The following is a 17,344-nucleotide window of genomic DNA, read 5'->3' on the forward strand; positions in this document are numbered from 1 at the left end:
GCTTAACGCTCCTCTCCCATCTTCACGGCTTGATGCACCCGTAAGCGGCGGATGTGAATAAAGAGCATCGATGCTCCCATCAACATCATGACACCTACGACCATGTAGAGCTGCATCGTATCCTTCGCTTCAAAGACGATTCGGAAAGGAGGCACCTGCATCTGCGCATTCTCTGTCGCTTGCAGGAATGGCAGGAACAATCGGCTTGCTACTTTACCAATGATAACGCCTAGTCCGATTGACAGACCAGCTGTAAACAGCTGCTCTAGCAGCAGCATGCCTGTCAATTGCTTACGCGAAAGGCCCATTGCTCGTAATATACCAAATTGTACAACACGCCCTGACAGGTTAAAGAACCAGAACAACAAGTACCCAATCAACGAGACAATAATCGAAACGAGGAAGCCCATACTCAAAATACCAAATACGCCACCTCTTGTAGGATGCTTGCTCTGAGTAACCAGTTCTGCTCGTACGTCCTTAAATGAAGCAATATCGATGTTCGCTTTTTGCAACGATTCAATAACAGGGCCTAGCTTAGCCCCTTCCTTCATCTTAAGCCAAACTTCGTATGGCATCATCGGCACTTGATCGTAAATATAATCAAGGTTGGCAATAAAGAAAGGCGTCTGATCTGGGTATTGACTTGGCCAATAAGGCAGAATTGCAACAACTACAAACTCTACCATCTGTTCTTGAATGCCAATGGATACCAGATCACCCAGCTTCAGTTGATATTTTTCTGCTACGTTAGTTGGTATAATGACACCTTGCTCATAATACTTGCCTAAAGTATCGAGATAACGGAACGGATGCGAAGGGAACATATCGTTGCGGAACCAGGCTACTTTGGCAAAGTCCACGTTATCGATGCCCATCAGCTTGCCCTGCCCGATCGATCTCCCTGATACGATTACATTCCCTTTGGTTTGTAGTACTCGGGCCGCCGCCTCTACGCCAGGCTGCTCTTTGAACAACTGGAATGGAGGTTCGTTATAGATTGTCTTTGTGGGCTTCGGCTGCTGCCCACCAGGCTTGCCGCCTGAACCTCCACCCTTTCCAGGATTCGGATCCGCCTCCGGTGTTCCTTCCCATACAGTCGTAATGACGACATCTGTACCCACATTATAAAGTGTACGTTCCTTCGAGTTCAGATCGATTGTACGTGCTGCAGAAGAGTTGTATACCCCTAATCCCAACGTTAAAATAAGCAGAATCATAAGCGGGTAGTAACCTTTAGCAGATCGCGACAACTGTGTTAGGGTCAAGTACAACGGAAGTGGGAGCATTTTCCCTCCGATCCATTGCAGCAAACGTAAAATCCAAGGAAATAACCTTAAGAAAAACAGCCCCGTCGCAAATATAGCCAAGGCAGGAACAAAGAACAGAAACGGCTGCACCTGCAGCTGATCTGAGGTCATTCCTGTTTGGAATGACAGCATCTGCTGCTGATTGGACAAATAGTAACCGTATCCAGCCAATCCAAGGAGTACAATGTCCAAGTACCATCTTTGCCAGACAGGACGCTTGTTGCGTGCCATCTTCTGACGCAGATTTACGATCGAAGACCGCGCAAATATAACAGCCGGTATGACACTGGCAAGTATTGCGATGATAACCGCAATGAGTCCAAAAATAATTGCATCAGACGAAAATCCGATAGGAATAGATTTACGATTCACAAACTCTAGGAAGCCGTTTGCTGCACCAATCGACTTTGCCATAAACCAACCGAAGAATGGAGCCACAGCCAACGCCATGCTACCCAATATAACGCCTTCGATCAAATACATCACGATGATCTGTCTGGTGCTCGCTCCACGACTTCGCAGAACCGATATATCACTCTGCTGCTTCTCCAGCGCCTGATTTGCATTCATGGCTATAAAGTAGAACACCATTGCAATCATTGGTGCTGCTAGTGTAAACAGCATCATTTGCAGCTGGAGACTTTGGCTGCGAAACTCACCAAGCAGTTTTGCAAATGAAAGTTCCAGATTGGTACCCTTCATCTTCTGGCTTACTTCAATCTGCATACGTGTGAGCGTACTGTCTAGTGCCGATATTTGACTCGTCTGAATGTTGCGCAAGTCAAATGCATAATACCAGTTCGATATATGGAGCGGTATTTGCTTCTCTTTTAACAGGGTGTCGTCCATCGTCTTAGATGTTATAAACAGCGAGTTCATCATACTTTCAAGACCTTGCTGCCAATAAGCATCCGTCTCTTGCAGCGGCTTAAAAGTGCCTACAATCTTGACACGAATGTTAATGTTCAGTCCGCCATATATCGGATAATCCAGTTCGTCACCGACATGAAGGTCGTTCCGGTACATCGCATCTTCCAGCATGACTGCTTCCACGATACCGTCTTTCTCGCCATCCTTGAATGCCCTGCCGATCGTCCAGTCAATCTTGCTGTCGATCTCGGACATGCTGGTGAGTGTCATGTTGCGCACACGGCTAGCGTCTACCTTCGTCGGGTCAACGGGGATAACTTCCGTTCCCTTTATGGACTTGCTGTTGACGTAGACTTGACTAGGAAAGCCAATGTCGCTCTTGACGTCATTCTTAATATAGCTGTCAACGTTAGCCAATGCATTAAGATCCGTCTTGGCACCGCCTGCCCCCTGATACCGTAGCAGCAAGGACCCTGCCGGCATACCGCCACTATTTTCTTGCAGCGACTTGGTGACTACTCGTTTTAAGGCGCCATCAGCATACATCGGAATACTAACGGTAAAGGATACCGCTACAATAAGTCCAACTAACGTACTTAAGGTTAGCCAGCGGGTATTCCACATCTTGCGAAATAAAAATCGTAACAGCGGAATTCCCATTAGCGACCCACTACTTTCTGACCAGGCTGGAGCCCCTGTAATACCTCAATTTCCGTTGATGTCTGCTGACCAATCTCAATATCCACCTCACGCTTGCCTTTCTCGTCCACGACTTGAACGTACGTCCGTGAGCCAATGGTCCGCAATGCGGATACAGGAATGACAATAACGTCTTTCTTTCTCTGAGTAACAATACTTACACTTAGCATTTGTCCCCGATTCAACCCTTTTGGCAGCTTATCAACACCAATAATAACAAAGTTCTCTAATTTCTCTGTCGGCGTCTGACCTGGCAGCAAATTGCCGTTATTGTTGCCGTCTGATGTAGAGACAGGCAGCGCTTTTACCTTGCCTTTGATAACGCCGTCGATATTGTTAATGCTCACATTGGCTTCCATACCTATAGAAATACGCTTCTGGTCATCCTTAGACATTTGAACAGCAATAGTCAACCGCGAAGTATCTGCAACGATCGCAATCGGATCATATGCTTTGGAGTTGGCTCCCTTAACAGCTGAGACAGATACAACTGTACCGTCAAATGGTGCCACGAGTGTTCCTTTAGCAATTTCATTCTCTGCATCCGTGATGCCCTGCAGCTTCTCCTGATAGGCGACCTGTGTCTGCTCAAAATCAATAGGGTCCATTTCATCCTTCTTACGCAGCGTTTCTTTCATCTTTGCTTCTTCAAGCCGCAGTTGCAAACGTTGATTGCGAAGTTCCTTCTGCAGCTTCTCTACATCCAGCGAGGCAATAACTTGACCTGCCTTGACGTTATCCCCGTTTTTCACTTTAACTTCTTTAATACGCAAGCCATCGACTGTAAAAGACAACGTCTCTTCTTGCTCCGACATTAATTTGCCGGTGGAAGATACTTTGGTTTCCAATGTGTTGCGGGTCACCTCATATTCCGGTTTCTTCGATGCCGTCGGAGGCGTAATAGTAGGCAGCACTTCTTCCTCTTCTTCTTTAGGGAGCAAAGAGCAGGCAGAAGTAAATAACAAGGTGCTTGAAATCAGCACCAGCATGGCTTTACGCCAATTGCGTTTCTTTAATACGTGTGATTTAGGAGACGAATTTACCGTCAACCATTTCGTAGACATGGTCTGCTACCTCCAAAATAGTAGGATCGTGGGTTGTCATACAGATGGAAATATTTTCAGAGCGGATAATTTGCTGAAATACACCCATGACCTGTGCAACCATATGCGTATCCAAATCGGCCGTCGGCTCATCCGCAAGCAGCAGCAGCGGCTTATGGGCAATCGCCTTTGCAATAGCTACGCGCTGCTGTTCGCCGCCTGACATCTCGAACGGGCGATGGTTCATCCGTTTGCCAAGGCCGACAAGCTCAAGACACTGGCGAACGCGAGCTTTCCATAGATGACGCGGAATATTGGCCATACGAAGAGACAGCTCTACATTCTCATAGGCAGACAACAGCGGCATAAGCGCAAAAGCCTGGAATATAAAGCCGATATCATTACGGCGAGTGATTGTTCTCTTGTCATCGCTCCATGAGGAAAAGGGCTCTCCTCGAAACATAATTTCCCCTTTAGTAGGCAGATCAAGACCGCCTAACATATTCAGAAGTGTAGTCTTGCCCGAACCTGAACGTCCTCTAAGAATGACGAGTTGGGCTGGGCGGACTTCCATTTGGATCCCTTTCAGAACATGCAATTTCTGACCACCCACGTTAAAGGTACGCTCAACGTCTTTAACGAGCAGCAGCGGTTCGTGCGGATTGACATTAGTGCGGATCGGCCACTTATCTTGTTTGTTAGGTTGTTCTATGTATGCCGCTTCTTCTAGTGCTTCCGTTGCTTGTTCTGTTTCTCCTTCTGTGATGTTGGCTTGATGGGTCTCTTCTGCCGGGTTAACTGGGGTCAAGTCCGCTTCTTTGCCCTGTTTCTTTAAGCGAAGCTTCTTAAACAATGATGTTGCCCCCTTCTCGGACAGGTTCTTAAAAATTCTTCTCAAGTATAAACGAAATGAATGTATGAAAAGTTACAATGATTGTAACGGTTTGACGTACTTTCCATAAAAAAAGTTAGAAAAAAATACGACTACTACCGAATTGATTGTGCTGAAAAAGTTCACTAACTTACCAAAACGAGTAAATATGACTATATTTTAATTTTTTTCGTTAATTTGCGTTAATTAGATATTTCTGCTTTCAAACAAACTTTTTGCGCACCTGCTTGAATACGATTGCGTAATCTCATATTCTGAGTAAATACTAGCCCTGTACAGAGCAGTTTTGTATTTGCAGTACCACTTATTAATAGATTGGAGTACAGTAATGGCACAAGCTCGAATTCTTATCATTGAAGACGACATTAAAATATCACGAGTCATGAAGCTTGAATTGGAGTACGAGGGATACTTTACAGAGAGCGCAGCCACTGGCCTTCGCGGGCTGATTGCATGTACGGAGCAGCCTTGGGACCTCATATTGCTAGACGTTATGCTTCCAGAATTAAGCGGCTTGGAGGTACTGCGTCGCTTAAGAGCGAACGACAATATGACACCTGTCATTTTGTTGACGGCACGTGACTCTATTCACGACAAAGTAAGCGGACTGGATCTAGGAGCAAATGACTACGTAACCAAGCCGTTTCAGATTGAAGAACTGCTAGCGCGCATACGTGCTTTGCTGCGAATGAGGCTGCAATTAGTTGCCGATTATAGCACTAACAACGAGGTCACGGACAAGATCCAAGTGGCAGACTTAAGCGTTAACGAGAAATCACGACAGGTTGTCCGCGGCGGCGTTGCTATTGAGCTAACCCCAAGAGAATATGACCTGCTTGTGTTTCTAATGCGGCATACGAACCAGGTGCTTAATCGCGAGCAGCTTCTAACTAACGTCTGGGGATACGACTACCTAGGAGATACCAATGTCGTTGACGTCTACATACGTTATTTGCGTAAAAAGGTGGATCATCCCTTCCCCGCCCCGCTTCTTCATACGGTGCGCGGTGTCGGCTATGTATTAAGGGAACAGCAGGATGAATATGCGACGGAAAATTCATTTATTGACGACTGTATGGCTTATGCTGATTACCATTATTATTAATGTATCCATCTATATCATCTTCGCTAACATGACAACTAAGGAGTCGCTTGCGCGAATCCATGCTAAGGCGGAACAAATCACTGAAGCTGTCCACCCCCTACCCTCGTCCACATCTGAGGAGCAGGCGGCAACTGGCGATGTGCTGCGTGCGTTTCTTCCTGTCAATGGCATGATCAGACTTATTCAGAATAATGAGAAGTCAGCACTTACAATTACCAAGGAGCCTGAATATACACAGCTTCCGCTGCTATATGAGACCAGAGAACATACCCAACTTCATAAGGTCAACGGGAATATGTATGCTGTTGCTTATTTCCCGATCATTTGGCAGGATGGCAGCGTGGTCGCGCTAGAAGTGTCCGAAAGTATGGATACCGCTAAACACAACTTATACGTCTTGAGATGGGTTCTTCTTACAGCTGCTTTAATTGTTCTTATCCCGTCTCTCTTGGCCGGCAGATGGCTTAGTACTCTCATGCTGCGCCCGATCCATACGATGATATCGACGATGCAAGAAATCCAGCGCAAACAAATTTTTAAGAAATTAGAACTAAAACAACATTCAAACGACGAAATTTACAAACTAGGCATTACCTTTAACACAATGATGGAGCAGTTGGAGAACAACTTCACTAAACAGCAGCAATTTATAGCTGATGCCTCCCACGAGTTAAAAACACCACTAACCGTGATCGAAAGTTACGCCAAAATGTTAAAACGATGGGGTAAAAATGATCCGGAAGTGTTGGATGAATCTGTCGAAGCCATCTATAGCGAGGCACTGCGAATGAGGGAAATGACACTGCAAATGCTTGACTTAGCACGTCATGACCAAGACTGGAATCTGGATGTCACAGACGTAGACGTGCTGCAACTGGTTGACGAAACCACACGTTTGACAAGCGCTGGATTCCAGCGTGTCATACGGTCAGTTTGCAGTACTGACGTTGTAATTGTACAAGCTGATAGTGAGAAGCTCAAACAGGCGATGTATATTTTACTACAAAATGCAATAGCGTACAGTTCAAGTGATATTGAGGTGCGAGTAGGCACCATCCGAAATAACACCTTTATAGCGGTGGCTGATACTGGAATTGGAATTCCCGACTCGGAGTTGCCTCATATATTTGACCGGTTTTATCGGGTAGATAAAGCAAGAGGACGGAATAGCGGGGGCACAGGTCTAGGACTTGCCATTGCCAAACGTATAGTAGATTTGCATGGCGGCAGCATCGAAGTCGACAGTAAAGAAGGGGAGTATAGTTGTTTTACCATTTTATTACCTAGATCAGAGGTATAGGTGCGTCTCTACCCGCTGCCTTTCTCAGCCCTTTCTAATATAGACCGGATATTATATGTAAAAAGAAGAAAGGATGAGAAACATGACCCGAACAGCTAAGATAATCATCAGTTGCGCACTTATATCGCTTCTGTTAGGTTGGTCCCTGTATTTGCTTACATCTAAGCGAGAACAACCTCTCTTAACGGAAGCTGATGTTCGTTTGCTTCTCGAGAATAAGTATTCAGGCACTGTCTCTCAGGTTGAGCTCGTTTCCTCGCGGCAAGCCGCAACATACGTGGCAGCTATATCGAACCAACATGGAACCTATCACGTGTCGGTTAATGGTCATGACGGCACTATAGAGCAGCTTACGCGAAAAAGCAATACAAATGAGCCCCCTAACCGTCCGACTGATAAAAAGGACGAGGCTAGGCCCGATCAATCAGCGCATATCACCAAAGAAGCGGCTAAAAAGATTGCTCTTACCCGCTTCAAAGGAATGGTCCAATCCGTAGAAATCAATACCGACAAAAATGGGACTCAGGTCTACGTTGTTCAATTGGAGAGCAGCACGATACGAGCGGTTGTAAAAATAAACAGGCGGGATGGAAAGGTTATTCATATTACCCGTAGTTCCAAGCAGTCAGACGAGAGTAAGCAGCCTAACAAGCCAACCCGACTCACCTCAGATCAAGCTAAAAAAATCGCGTTAGCGAAAGTAAAAGGTATTGTCTCATCCATCGAGTTGGAGGATGAAGATGGCATGCTTGTATATGAGGTGGAAATCACAGCAGCTAATAAAGAGGAGGTTACTGTGTACGTAAATGCATACTCTGGTGAGATTGCGGCTGTTAAATGGGAGGATTAGATCTGCTAATGCATATTCGCATTTGAAGAGATTCATCGCTAATTAAGTGCCTTCTCTACCGCTTGCAGTGCGTTGATCGTGCTGAAAAAAGCTGCCTTTAGATGATTATGTGGGTAGGTGATTAGGTCAAAGACTTCTAATCGTTTTCTCATTTTCCTATTGTATTCCTCTCATCTTGTCCTAGTATGCTGAACGTTATAGCCGAACAAGGCATATACAAGGAGGAATTTGATATGAATAAACGTACCAAAATAGTCGCGGGATTACTGGGGGGAATAATGCTTATTGCCGGCATAAGTATGGGGACTGCGCATATCGCACAAGCCGGTTACAGTAGCTCTACAGGTTCCAAATTGGCTGGCCAAGTAAAGGATAGCAACCCTCCTGCCCTTCTCGAAATGAACGAGGCAAAGCAAATAGCGTTAGCCACTGTCAAAGAAGGCATCATTGAGGAGATCGAACTGCACAAGCAAGGTCGCCGTTACTATTATGAAGTAGAATTCTCGAATCGGGCAGACAATGCTGATGAGCTCTATATCGATGCCTTGACTGGCAAGGCCACATGGGAGAAAAAAAGCATAAAGAATCAGATTAAGCATGAATCTAAGCACGAGCAAGTGAGCATGCAAGATACAAAACATACACAGGGCATCACAACACAGAACAACCAACCAGCAAAGACTAAGCAGACCATTTCTAAAGAACAAGCGGTTAAAATCGCCCTTCAGCAAGTGTCAGGCTCTCTTATTGAGATTGAACGTGACACAGATGATGGCGTCTCGGTGTATGAAGTCGAACTTCGCTCCGTCGATGGACGATACGTTCAGCTTGATATTGCAGCTGCAGATGGTCGCATTCTCCAAATAGAATGGGATGATAAAGAGTAGGTGACCTCCTAATAACTGATTACTCCGTCAAGGGTATAAAACAAGCTGACAGCATTTATTGCCATGTCAGCTTGCCAAGCACCCTGTTGTTCAGCACGGTAACGTATTCTAAGCCTTGTTACACGCCCCAAGTAGTCGGATCTTCACGCCATGCTTGCAGCGCACTGAGATCAGCTTCTTTAATGACGTTGTTATCGAGCGCTGCTTGAATGAGCGCAGAATAATTCGATAGTGTGCGAAGCGTAATTCCAGCCTTAGCAAAAGCTTGAACCGCCTTGTCCAACTGATAGCTGAAAATGGCGTATACAGCAAGCGGATCTGCCCCGGCTTCACGAATGGCTTGCGCTGCCTTAATCGAGCTTCCGCCGGTTGAAATCAAATCTTCGATAACTACCACTTTTTGACCCGGACGAATCAGTCCTTCGATCTGGTTTTGTTTACCGTGTCCTTTTGCTTTATCACGAATATAAGCCATAGGTAAACCGAGCTTATCCGCCACCCATGCCGCATGTGGAATCCCCGCTGTTGCTGTGCCAGCAATAACTTCTGCATCAGGAGCAAACTCTTTGATTAATTGAGCAAAGCCTTCTGCAATGGCGTTCCGAATTTCCGGATATGACATCGTTAAGCGGTTGTCACAATAAATCGGTGATTTGATGCCAGAGGTCCACGTAAATGGCTCATTCGGACGTAATGCCACCGCTTGAATATCCAGTAAATGCTTCGCAATAGTTAGTTCCAGTTGGTTCGTTGTCATGTTAGACCAGCTCCTTCAAAATAGTTTCCAGCGCTTCGCGAGGGTTAGCGGCGGCTGTAATCGGGCGACCGATTACGACATAATCAGTCCCTTCTGCAAACGCTGCTTTAGGTGTCATAACCCGAGATTGGTCTCCCAGATCGCTGCCGGCAGGACGGATTCCTGGCGTTATCGTTTGGAATGAAGCACCACAAGCTTCCTTAATCATTGTTACTTCCTGAGGAGAAGCAACTACACCATTCAATCCTGCTTCTAAGCTGGAGCGCGCATAACGTACTACCGCTTCCGATACAGAGCCAGCTATGCCTATTTCGTCATTCATCACCTGTTGACTTGTACTGGTCAATTGGGTAACTGCGATAACCGTAGGTCTTATTTGTGAAGCATCGGCCGCTATTGCCGCTTCTACACCTTCAAGTGCAGCGCGCATCATCTGTACGCCACCCGCAGCATGGACATTAAACATATCCACGCCCAGCTTCGTTACACTGTTCGCTCCACCTTTTACCGTGTTCGGTATATCGTGCATCTTGACATCAAGGAATACTTTATAGCCTCGTGTTTTTAGCTCACGTACAAAGTCTGGACCCGCCGCATAAAAGAGCTGCATCCCCACTTTCATATAACACGGAATGCCTTCTAACTGTCTAATTAATTGCTTAGCTGAGTCTGCATTCGGATAATCTAAAGCCACCATGATGCGGCCTGCCATTTGCTCCGTCGTAGCATTTATCAAGATAACAGCCCCTTCCACTCTATTCTATGATTCCGAATACAAGCCCCCGTTCATAGCCCGAGGAGGCCTTGATGGCCTCCTCGCAGCTTTAAACATTCATCTATTTAGGATTGAATTGTTGGCATCGGGCGTGAAGAGAAATTGATTTGCTCCAGCATGCCAAGCAAGGCACCTACTGTGTCCAGAGAAGTCATACAGACGATACCATTTTCTACTGCCTCACGGCGAATACGGAAGCCATCACGCTCAGGCGTCTTGCCTTTGGTCAGCGTATTCACCACGAAGTGAGCTTCACCGTTGCGAATCAAGTCCAGAATGTTAGGAGATCCTTCTGTTAACTTTTTCACGTGTGTGACATTTAAGCCGGCCTCTTCAAGTGCTACAGCCGTTCCTCCGGTTGCAATAATCTTGTAACCCAGGTTGACGAATCCGCGCATCAGCTCGATGGCTTCTTCCTTATCTTTGTCAGCCACCGTACAGATGATGGAGCCAGTTGTTGGGATTTTCATACCTGATCCCACAAGCCCTTTGTACAAAGCCTTGGCATACTGCACATCACGCCCCATAACCTCACCGGTCGATTTCATTTCCGGTCCAAGTGTCGGCTCGACACGACGCAGCTTGGCAAAGGAGAACACAGGAACTTTGACAGATACATACTCGTCTTCAGGCCACAGTCCTTCTTGATAACCAAGATCATTCAGCTTGCTGCCGAGAATAAGCTTCGTTGCAATATTTGCCATCGGAATATTCGTTACTTTGCTTAGGAAAGGCACTGTTCGGGATGAACGCGGGTTCACCTCGATAACATACACCTCATCTTTATAGATAACAAACTGAATGTTCACAAGCCCGATTGTCTTTAATTCTTTTGCAATTCGGATCGTAATTTCTACAACCTTCTGTTGTAATTCTGGTTTAAGATGCTGCGGTGGATATACCGCAATCGAGTCACCCGAGTGAACACCTGCACGCTCAACATGCTCCATAATACCCGGGATCAGCACCGTATCCCCATCACAGATCGCGTCTACTTCAACTTCCTTGCCGAGCATATAGCGGTCAATTAACACCGGATGATCCGGATTGATCTTGACAGCCTGCTCCATGTAGCTTAAAAGCTCGTTGTCAGAGTAAACGATCTCCATCGCACGTCCACCTAGTACATACGAAGGACGTACAAGTACTGGATAACCTAGTCCTTGTGCTGTGCCAACTGCTTCATCCACAGATGTGACGGTGCTACCCTGAGGCTGTGCAATGTTTAGACGGGACAACAGTGCTTCGAATCGTTTCCGATCTTCCGCTTCATCAATGCTCTCAAGGCTCGTACCTAGAATACGAACGCCTTCCTTGGATAGTGGTTCTGCCAAGTTGATTGCTGTCTGACCACCGAACTGTACGATAACCCCAATCGGCTTCTCTTGCTCAATAACATTCATTACATCTTCGAAGAACAAAGGCTCAAAGTAGAGACGATCAGAGGTATTAAAGTCCGTCGATACCGTCTCGGGGTTATTGTTGATAATAACCGCTTCGTAACCTGCATTTTGAATTGCCCATACCGCGTGCACGGTTGAGTAATCGAATTCAATACCTTGACCAATACGGATCGGTCCGGAGCCTAATACGATTACTTTTTCTTTTTTAGAAGAAGTGACTTCATTCTCGGTTTCATAGGTCGAGTAATAGTAAGGCGTTGTTGCTTCAAACTCAGCCGCACAAGTATCTACCATTTTATATACAGGGACCAAACCTTGGTCTTTGCGCAACTTCCGCACGTCTGCTTCCTTGGTCAAGTAACCTCCAGGGAACGCTTGGCTGCGGATTTCTGCAATAGCACGATCCGTAAAGCCCATTCGTTTCGCTTCATATAATGTTTCGTTAGATAGTGTTTCCTCCGCACTAATACGATCCTCGAACCGAATCATCCGCTCCAGCTTATCTAAGAACCACCAGTCAATGTTAGTTAAGCTTTGAATTTCTTGTAAGCTATATCCTCTACGATAGGCTTCCGCAATCAAGAACATTCGCTCATCGTCTGGCGATTTCAGACGTGCATCAAGTGTTTCTTTATCCAGTTCGTCCGTCCCTTTCAGGAACAAACGGTGAACGCCGATCTCCAGAGAGCGGATAGCTTTATGCATCGACTCTTCAAAAGTTCGACCGATAGCCATCACTTCGCCAGTCGCTTTCATCTGTGTGCCCAGCTTGCGGTTCGCTTGCGTAAATTTGTCAAACGGCCAGCGTGGAATCTTCGATACGATGTAATCCAGTGTCGGTTCGAAGCACGCGTATGTCTGACCAGTAACAGGGTTAACGATCTCGTCAAGTGTGTATCCGACCGCGATCTTAGCGGCCATCTTGGCGATTGGGTAGCCCGTCGCTTTGGATGCCAGTGCTGATGAACGACTCACACGAGGATTCACCTCAATGACATAGTACTGGTAGCTGAATGGATCCAGCGCAAACTGTACGTTACATCCGCCCTCTATATTCAAAGCGCGGATAATTTTAAGCGACGCAGAGCGAAGCATCTGGTATTCACGATCGGACAGCGTTTGGCTTGGAGCTACAACGATACTGTCACCTGTATGAACACCAACTGGGTCAAAATTCTCCATGTTACATACGACGATACAGTTGTCATTGGCATCGCGCATGACCTCATATTCCACTTCCTTCATACCCGCGATGCTCTTCTCGATCAAGCATTGACCGATCGGGCTATAGCGTATACCAGATGCTACGATATCACGAAGCTGCACCTCATCATCGCAAATTCCGCCGCCCGTACCACCAAGCGTATAAGCTGGACGAACGATAATCGGGTAGCCAATCTGATTTGCGAAATCAACCGCATCTTGGACCGAGGTCACGATAACACTCTCTGGCACAGGCTGCTCCAATTCACGCATCAGCTCACGGAACAGATCGCGGTCTTCCGCACGTTCAATCGCTTCAAGCTGCGTGCCGAGCAAACGAACATTCTCTTGCTCCAACACGCCTGCACGTGCAAGTTCTACCGCCATGTTAAGTCCGGTTTGTCCACCTAATGTCGGAAGCAATCCATCCGGACGTTCTTGTCGAATAATTTGGGTTACATATTCCAGCGTGATAGGTTCAATATATACTTTGTCTGCCATATTCGTATCTGTCATAATCGTGGCAGGGTTGCTGTTGATAAGAACAACCTCCAAGCCCTCTTCTTTCAGAGCTTGACATGCTTGGGTTCCTGCGTAGTCGAATTCCGCAGCTTGACCAATGACGATTGGACCGGAACCGATAACGAGAATTTTTTTGAGTTCTGTATTTTTAGGCATGTTATTGTTCCCCTTTCAGCTGAGCTGCCAATTCCGCCTGACGCGGAACTTTAGGCAAATTACGTTTGTGTTCGTGTATCATATCGATGAATTGGTCGAATAAATAACTGCTATCATGCGGTCCAGGTGCTGCTTCAGGATGGTATTGAACCGTGAATGCCGGATACTTTTTATGCTTCAGACCTTCGATCGTTTTGTCATTGTTATTGATATGTGTCACTTCAAGCTCAGTTCCTGCGATGGAATCTTCGACAACCGTATATCCATGATTCTGTGAAGTGATATAACAACGATCGGTTGCGAGCTCCTTGACAGGATGATTGCCGCCGCGGTGGCCGAACTTCAAACGCCCAGTATCAGCGCCGCATGCCAGTGCAAACAATTGGTGTCCCAAGCAAATACCGAAGATCGGAATTTCACCGATTAACTCTTGCAGCATTTTCACCGCATGTGGAACGTCTTTCGGATCTCCAGGGCCGTTAGAGAGTTGAACGCCGTCAGGGCGAAGGCGACGAATCTCATCTGCTGTCGTGTCATGCGGCACCACCACCACGTCACAGCCGCGCTGCGTTAATTCGCGCAAAATGCCGCTCTTTGCACCAAAGTCAACAAGTACGATACGTTCGCCATTGCCAGGGCTAGAGAAGAGTTGTTTAGTAGATGTACGTGCAACTTGGTCTCTAATAATTGGCGTTGCGCCAAGCATCTCTTGCAGTTCTCCCACAGGCTTGCTTCCAGTTGCTAGTATACCTTTCATCGTGCCAAAGTGGCGCAGTTTACGAGTGAGCATCCGTGTATCAATACCGCTGATACCTGGAATTCCGTATTCTTTCAGCAAGCGATCTACTGAATATTCAGCGCGCCAGTTGCTAGGCATCTCTTCGTGGCGACGAACGACGAACCCATGAACATAAGGGCGGATGGCTTCGAAATCGTCACGCGTAATGCCGTAGTTGCCGATCAATGGATATGTCATCGTTACGATCTGGCCACAATAAGACGGATCAGACAATACTTCCTGGTAACCAGTAATTCCTGTGTTAAATACGACCTCTCCTACTGTTTCACAATCTGCCCCGAATGCCGTACCTGTGAACAGAGTGCCATCTTCCAACAACAATTTTGCTTGCATATACGTCTCTCCTCGCTCTCTCTGGCCTATCTGACTCGTATAAGCCGCATCAATTTCTATCTATATCTGTTTATATTGTTCTCATCTGTAGTACCTAATCATCGTTTAACATTACCCGTATAAGCGGATGGAATTTCGATGATCCCCATAGTATGAAGTGTTTATTAGGTTACTTGTTATCCGCCCACACGATTCGACCATCAACAATTGTCATCACTGTCCAGCCTTTTAATTTCCAGCCTGTAAATGGTGTATTACGTCCCTTGCTAAGAAACTGAGCAGGATCAACTTCGCGCTCTGTATCAAGATCGATGACTGCGAGATCCGCAGGTGCTCCCTCTTCCAATCTGCCCGTATTCAAGCTGAATACCCGTGCCGGATCGGAGGTCATTCTTTTGACGAGCAATTCCAGCGACCAAGCACCTGTTGCAACAAACTTTGTGTACATGAGCGGGAACGCCGTCTCCAAGCCGACAATCCCGAAAGGTGCAAGCTCCATGCCCTTTGCCTTCTCTTCTTCGCTATGCGGAGCATGATCCGTAACCAAAATGTCAATCGTGCCATCTTTGATTGCGTCGATGCACGCTTGCACATCACGCGGTGAGCGGAGTGGCGGGTTCATCTTCCAGTTCGCATCCATAGACGGAATATCTTCATCTGATAAGAGCAGGTGGTGCGGGCATACTTCCGCTGTGACTCGAACGCCGACCTGCTTCGCTTGGCGAATTAAGCGAATGGACTGCTCAGTGCTGACGTGACACACATGATAATGTACACCTGTTGCTTCAGCAAGCAGTACATCGCGACCAACATGAATCGCTTCGGATTCATTTGGAATGCCCTTCATGCCATGCTTGCGGGCAAATTCGCCGTCCGTTACCGCAGCTCCTTTAACCAGTGACTCATCCTCACAATGTGCGATTACTGGCATGTCAAGCTTTTTGGCGCGAGCCATTGCATCTTTCATCATCTGAGCTGTCTGCACGCCTACTCCGTCATCCGTAAATCCGACTACGCCTGCTTCCTTTAAGGCTTCGAAGTCCGTTAACTCGCGGCCCAGCTCATTTTTCGTAATCGCTCCGTACGGTAAGACTTTAACGACCCCTTCATGAGCTGCTTTATCCAGCACAAATTTTACGGTTTCCGGTGTATCTATAATAGGTCGTGTATTAGGCATACATGCAATTGTTGTATATCCGCCTCTTGCCGCCGATCGAGTTCCTGTCGCAATGGTTTCTTTATGTTCGAATCCCGGCTCACGCAGATGCACGTGCATATCGATAAACCCGGCCGTGACAAATTTTCCATCCACGTCTACCGTCTCGATTCCTGCCGGAATCATTTCTTCCGTAGTTGTAACGCGGCAAATAACGCCCTCTTCAACCCAGATATGTGCGCGTACCAGGTCACCTTGCTCGTTCAGAATGCTGGCATTTGTTAGTATATACATCAAATCGTTCTCCTCTCAGCCTGTTATGCCTTGTCGTCAACCTAACCTTTATGTCTGAGTCATGTCATCCCACATTAGCTCAAAGCGCGTTCTACAACAGCCATTCGGATGGGTACACCATTGCTCATTTGGTCAAAAATCCGTGCCTGCTTGCATTCAACCACCGCATCATCAATCTCAACGTTGCGATTAACTGGAGCAGGATGCATTATAATCGCGTGATCTTGCAGCTGGCCTGCACGTTCAACCGTCATACCATAAGCGGAGCGATACTCTTCCGAAGTCGAGAACATGTTGTGCTTATGACGCTCTAGCTGTACACGCAGCATCATGACCACATCTGCCTTGAGCGCTTCTTCCATGGTGATGTAATTGACGTCCAACTCGTTTGCTCTCATATTGGTTGGTGCGCAGAAGTGAACCTCAGCCCCAAATTTGCGCAGCGCCCAAAGGTTGGATCTAGCAACTCGGCTATGCTCTACATCCCCAACTACTGCTACTCGCAATCCTTCTAGCTCACCGAAATGTTTCTTCATTGTGTACATATCGAGTAAGGCTTGCGTTGGATGTTCATTGTTGCCGTCCCCGGCGTTAATTAAAGGTATTTTGACTTGAGCTGCCAATTGCTGCAGCACCCCTGCTGGCTTCAAGCGAATGACACCTGCGTCCATTCCCATTGATTCTAAGGTGCGCACCGTATCATAGACGGATTCGCCTTTCTCTACGCTCGATGCTGCTGCCGTGAAGTTGATGACTTCGGCACCTAGCCGCTTCTGCGCGACTTCAAAAGAGCAGCGCGTTCGGGTGCTGTTCTCGAAGAACATGTTGGCAATAAATTTATGTTGAAGCTTATCGCTTACTTTCACAGTTTGAGCTTCCCAATAAGCCGCACGTTCCAGAATGGACTCTATTTCGCTCCGGCTGATGTCTTTTAGTCCTAGCAAGCTGCGATCCTTCATTGAACGTTCCAAGTGTACTGCTACCATCGAC

12 protein-coding genes and 1 pseudogene are annotated in these 17,344 nt (G+C 46.8%); 4 read left to right on the plus strand and 9 right to left on the minus strand.

Annotated elements, in window-relative coordinates:
* Positions 1 to 2: 2 nt before the first annotated feature.
* The 3 genes from MH117_RS10040 to MH117_RS10050 are packed head-to-tail and all read right to left on the minus strand — an operon-like array spanning position 3 to position 4,634.
* Positions 3 to 2,840: an ABC transporter permease gene (locus MH117_RS10040; protein WP_239328507.1), complete on the minus strand. Its 2,838-nt coding sequence runs from the start codon at positions 2,838 to 2,840 to the stop codon at positions 3 to 5.
* Positions 2,840 to 3,943, minus strand: coding sequence for an efflux RND transporter periplasmic adaptor subunit (locus MH117_RS10045; protein WP_239328508.1), 1,104 nt, complete (start codon positions 3,941 to 3,943; stop codon positions 2,840 to 2,842). The genes MH117_RS10040 and MH117_RS10045 overlap by 1 nt, the downstream gene beginning before the upstream one ends.
* Positions 3,906 to 4,634 carry an ABC transporter ATP-binding protein gene (locus tag MH117_RS10050; protein WP_239328715.1) on the minus strand — a complete coding sequence of 243 codons (729 nt, stop codon included), beginning with the start codon at positions 4,632 to 4,634 and terminating at the stop codon, positions 3,906 to 3,908. The genes MH117_RS10045 and MH117_RS10050 overlap by 38 nt, the downstream gene beginning before the upstream one ends.
* A 508-nt stretch (positions 4,635 to 5,142) precedes the next feature.
* Between MH117_RS10050 and MH117_RS10055 the strand changes: the two are divergent.
* The 4 genes and pseudogenes from MH117_RS10055 to MH117_RS10070 form a co-directional block, all read left to right on the plus strand.
* Positions 5,143 to 5,841: pseudogene (locus MH117_RS10055) on the plus strand (response regulator transcription factor); the annotation flags it as partial.
* Positions 5,842 to 5,857: 16 nt separating this feature from the next.
* Positions 5,858 to 7,219, plus strand: a complete 1,362-nt coding sequence (locus MH117_RS10060) for a sensor histidine kinase (protein ID WP_239328509.1) — start codon at positions 5,858 to 5,860, stop codon at positions 7,217 to 7,219.
* An 82-nt stretch (positions 7,220 to 7,301) separates the two neighbouring features.
* Positions 7,302 to 8,069, plus strand: coding sequence for a PepSY domain-containing protein (locus MH117_RS10065; RefSeq protein ID WP_239328510.1), 768 nt, complete (start codon positions 7,302 to 7,304; stop codon positions 8,067 to 8,069).
* Between the two features lie 233 nt (positions 8,070 to 8,302).
* Positions 8,303 to 8,956, plus strand: a complete 654-nt coding sequence (locus MH117_RS10070; protein ID WP_239328511.1) for a PepSY domain-containing protein — start codon at positions 8,303 to 8,305, stop codon at positions 8,954 to 8,956.
* Positions 8,957 to 9,074: 118 nt separating this feature from the next.
* Here MH117_RS10070 and pyrE read toward each other — a convergent pair whose 3' ends face one another.
* From pyrE to MH117_RS10100, 6 genes are all read right to left on the minus strand, one after another.
* On the minus strand, positions 9,075 to 9,713 hold the full coding sequence (gene pyrE, locus MH117_RS10075; RefSeq protein WP_239328512.1) for an orotate phosphoribosyltransferase: 639 nt from the start codon (positions 9,711 to 9,713) through the stop codon (positions 9,075 to 9,077).
* A gap of 1 nt (position 9,714) precedes the next feature.
* Complete coding sequence (gene pyrF / locus MH117_RS10080) at positions 9,715 to 10,425, minus strand: orotidine-5'-phosphate decarboxylase (RefSeq protein WP_239328716.1); 711 nt, start codon at positions 10,423 to 10,425, stop codon at positions 9,715 to 9,717.
* 128 nt (positions 10,426 to 10,553) lie between these two features.
* Positions 10,554 to 13,772, minus strand: coding sequence for a carbamoyl-phosphate synthase large subunit (carB, locus tag MH117_RS10085; protein WP_239328513.1), 3,219 nt, complete (start codon positions 13,770 to 13,772; stop codon positions 10,554 to 10,556).
* A gap of 1 nt (position 13,773) precedes the next feature.
* The gene (locus MH117_RS10090) at positions 13,774 to 14,904 is read right to left on the minus strand and encodes a carbamoyl phosphate synthase small subunit (RefSeq protein WP_239328514.1); all 1,131 of its coding nucleotides are present in this window, start codon (positions 14,902 to 14,904) and stop codon (positions 13,774 to 13,776) included.
* Between the two features lie 169 nt (positions 14,905 to 15,073).
* Positions 15,074 to 16,354: a dihydroorotase gene (locus tag MH117_RS10095; RefSeq protein WP_239328516.1), complete on the minus strand. Its 1,281-nt coding sequence runs from the start codon at positions 16,352 to 16,354 to the stop codon at positions 15,074 to 15,076.
* A 74-nt stretch (positions 16,355 to 16,428) separates the two neighbouring features.
* Positions 16,429 to 17,340 (minus strand): aspartate carbamoyltransferase catalytic subunit, encoded by a 912-nt coding sequence (locus MH117_RS10100; RefSeq protein ID WP_239328517.1) that lies wholly within the window; start codon positions 17,338 to 17,340, stop codon positions 16,429 to 16,431.
* Between the last annotated feature and the right edge of the window lie 4 nt (positions 17,341 to 17,344).

It is taken from the genome of Paenibacillus sp. ACRRX, assembly GCF_022346885.1.
GTDB lineage: Bacteria > Bacillota > Bacilli > Paenibacillales > Paenibacillaceae > Paenibacillus_B.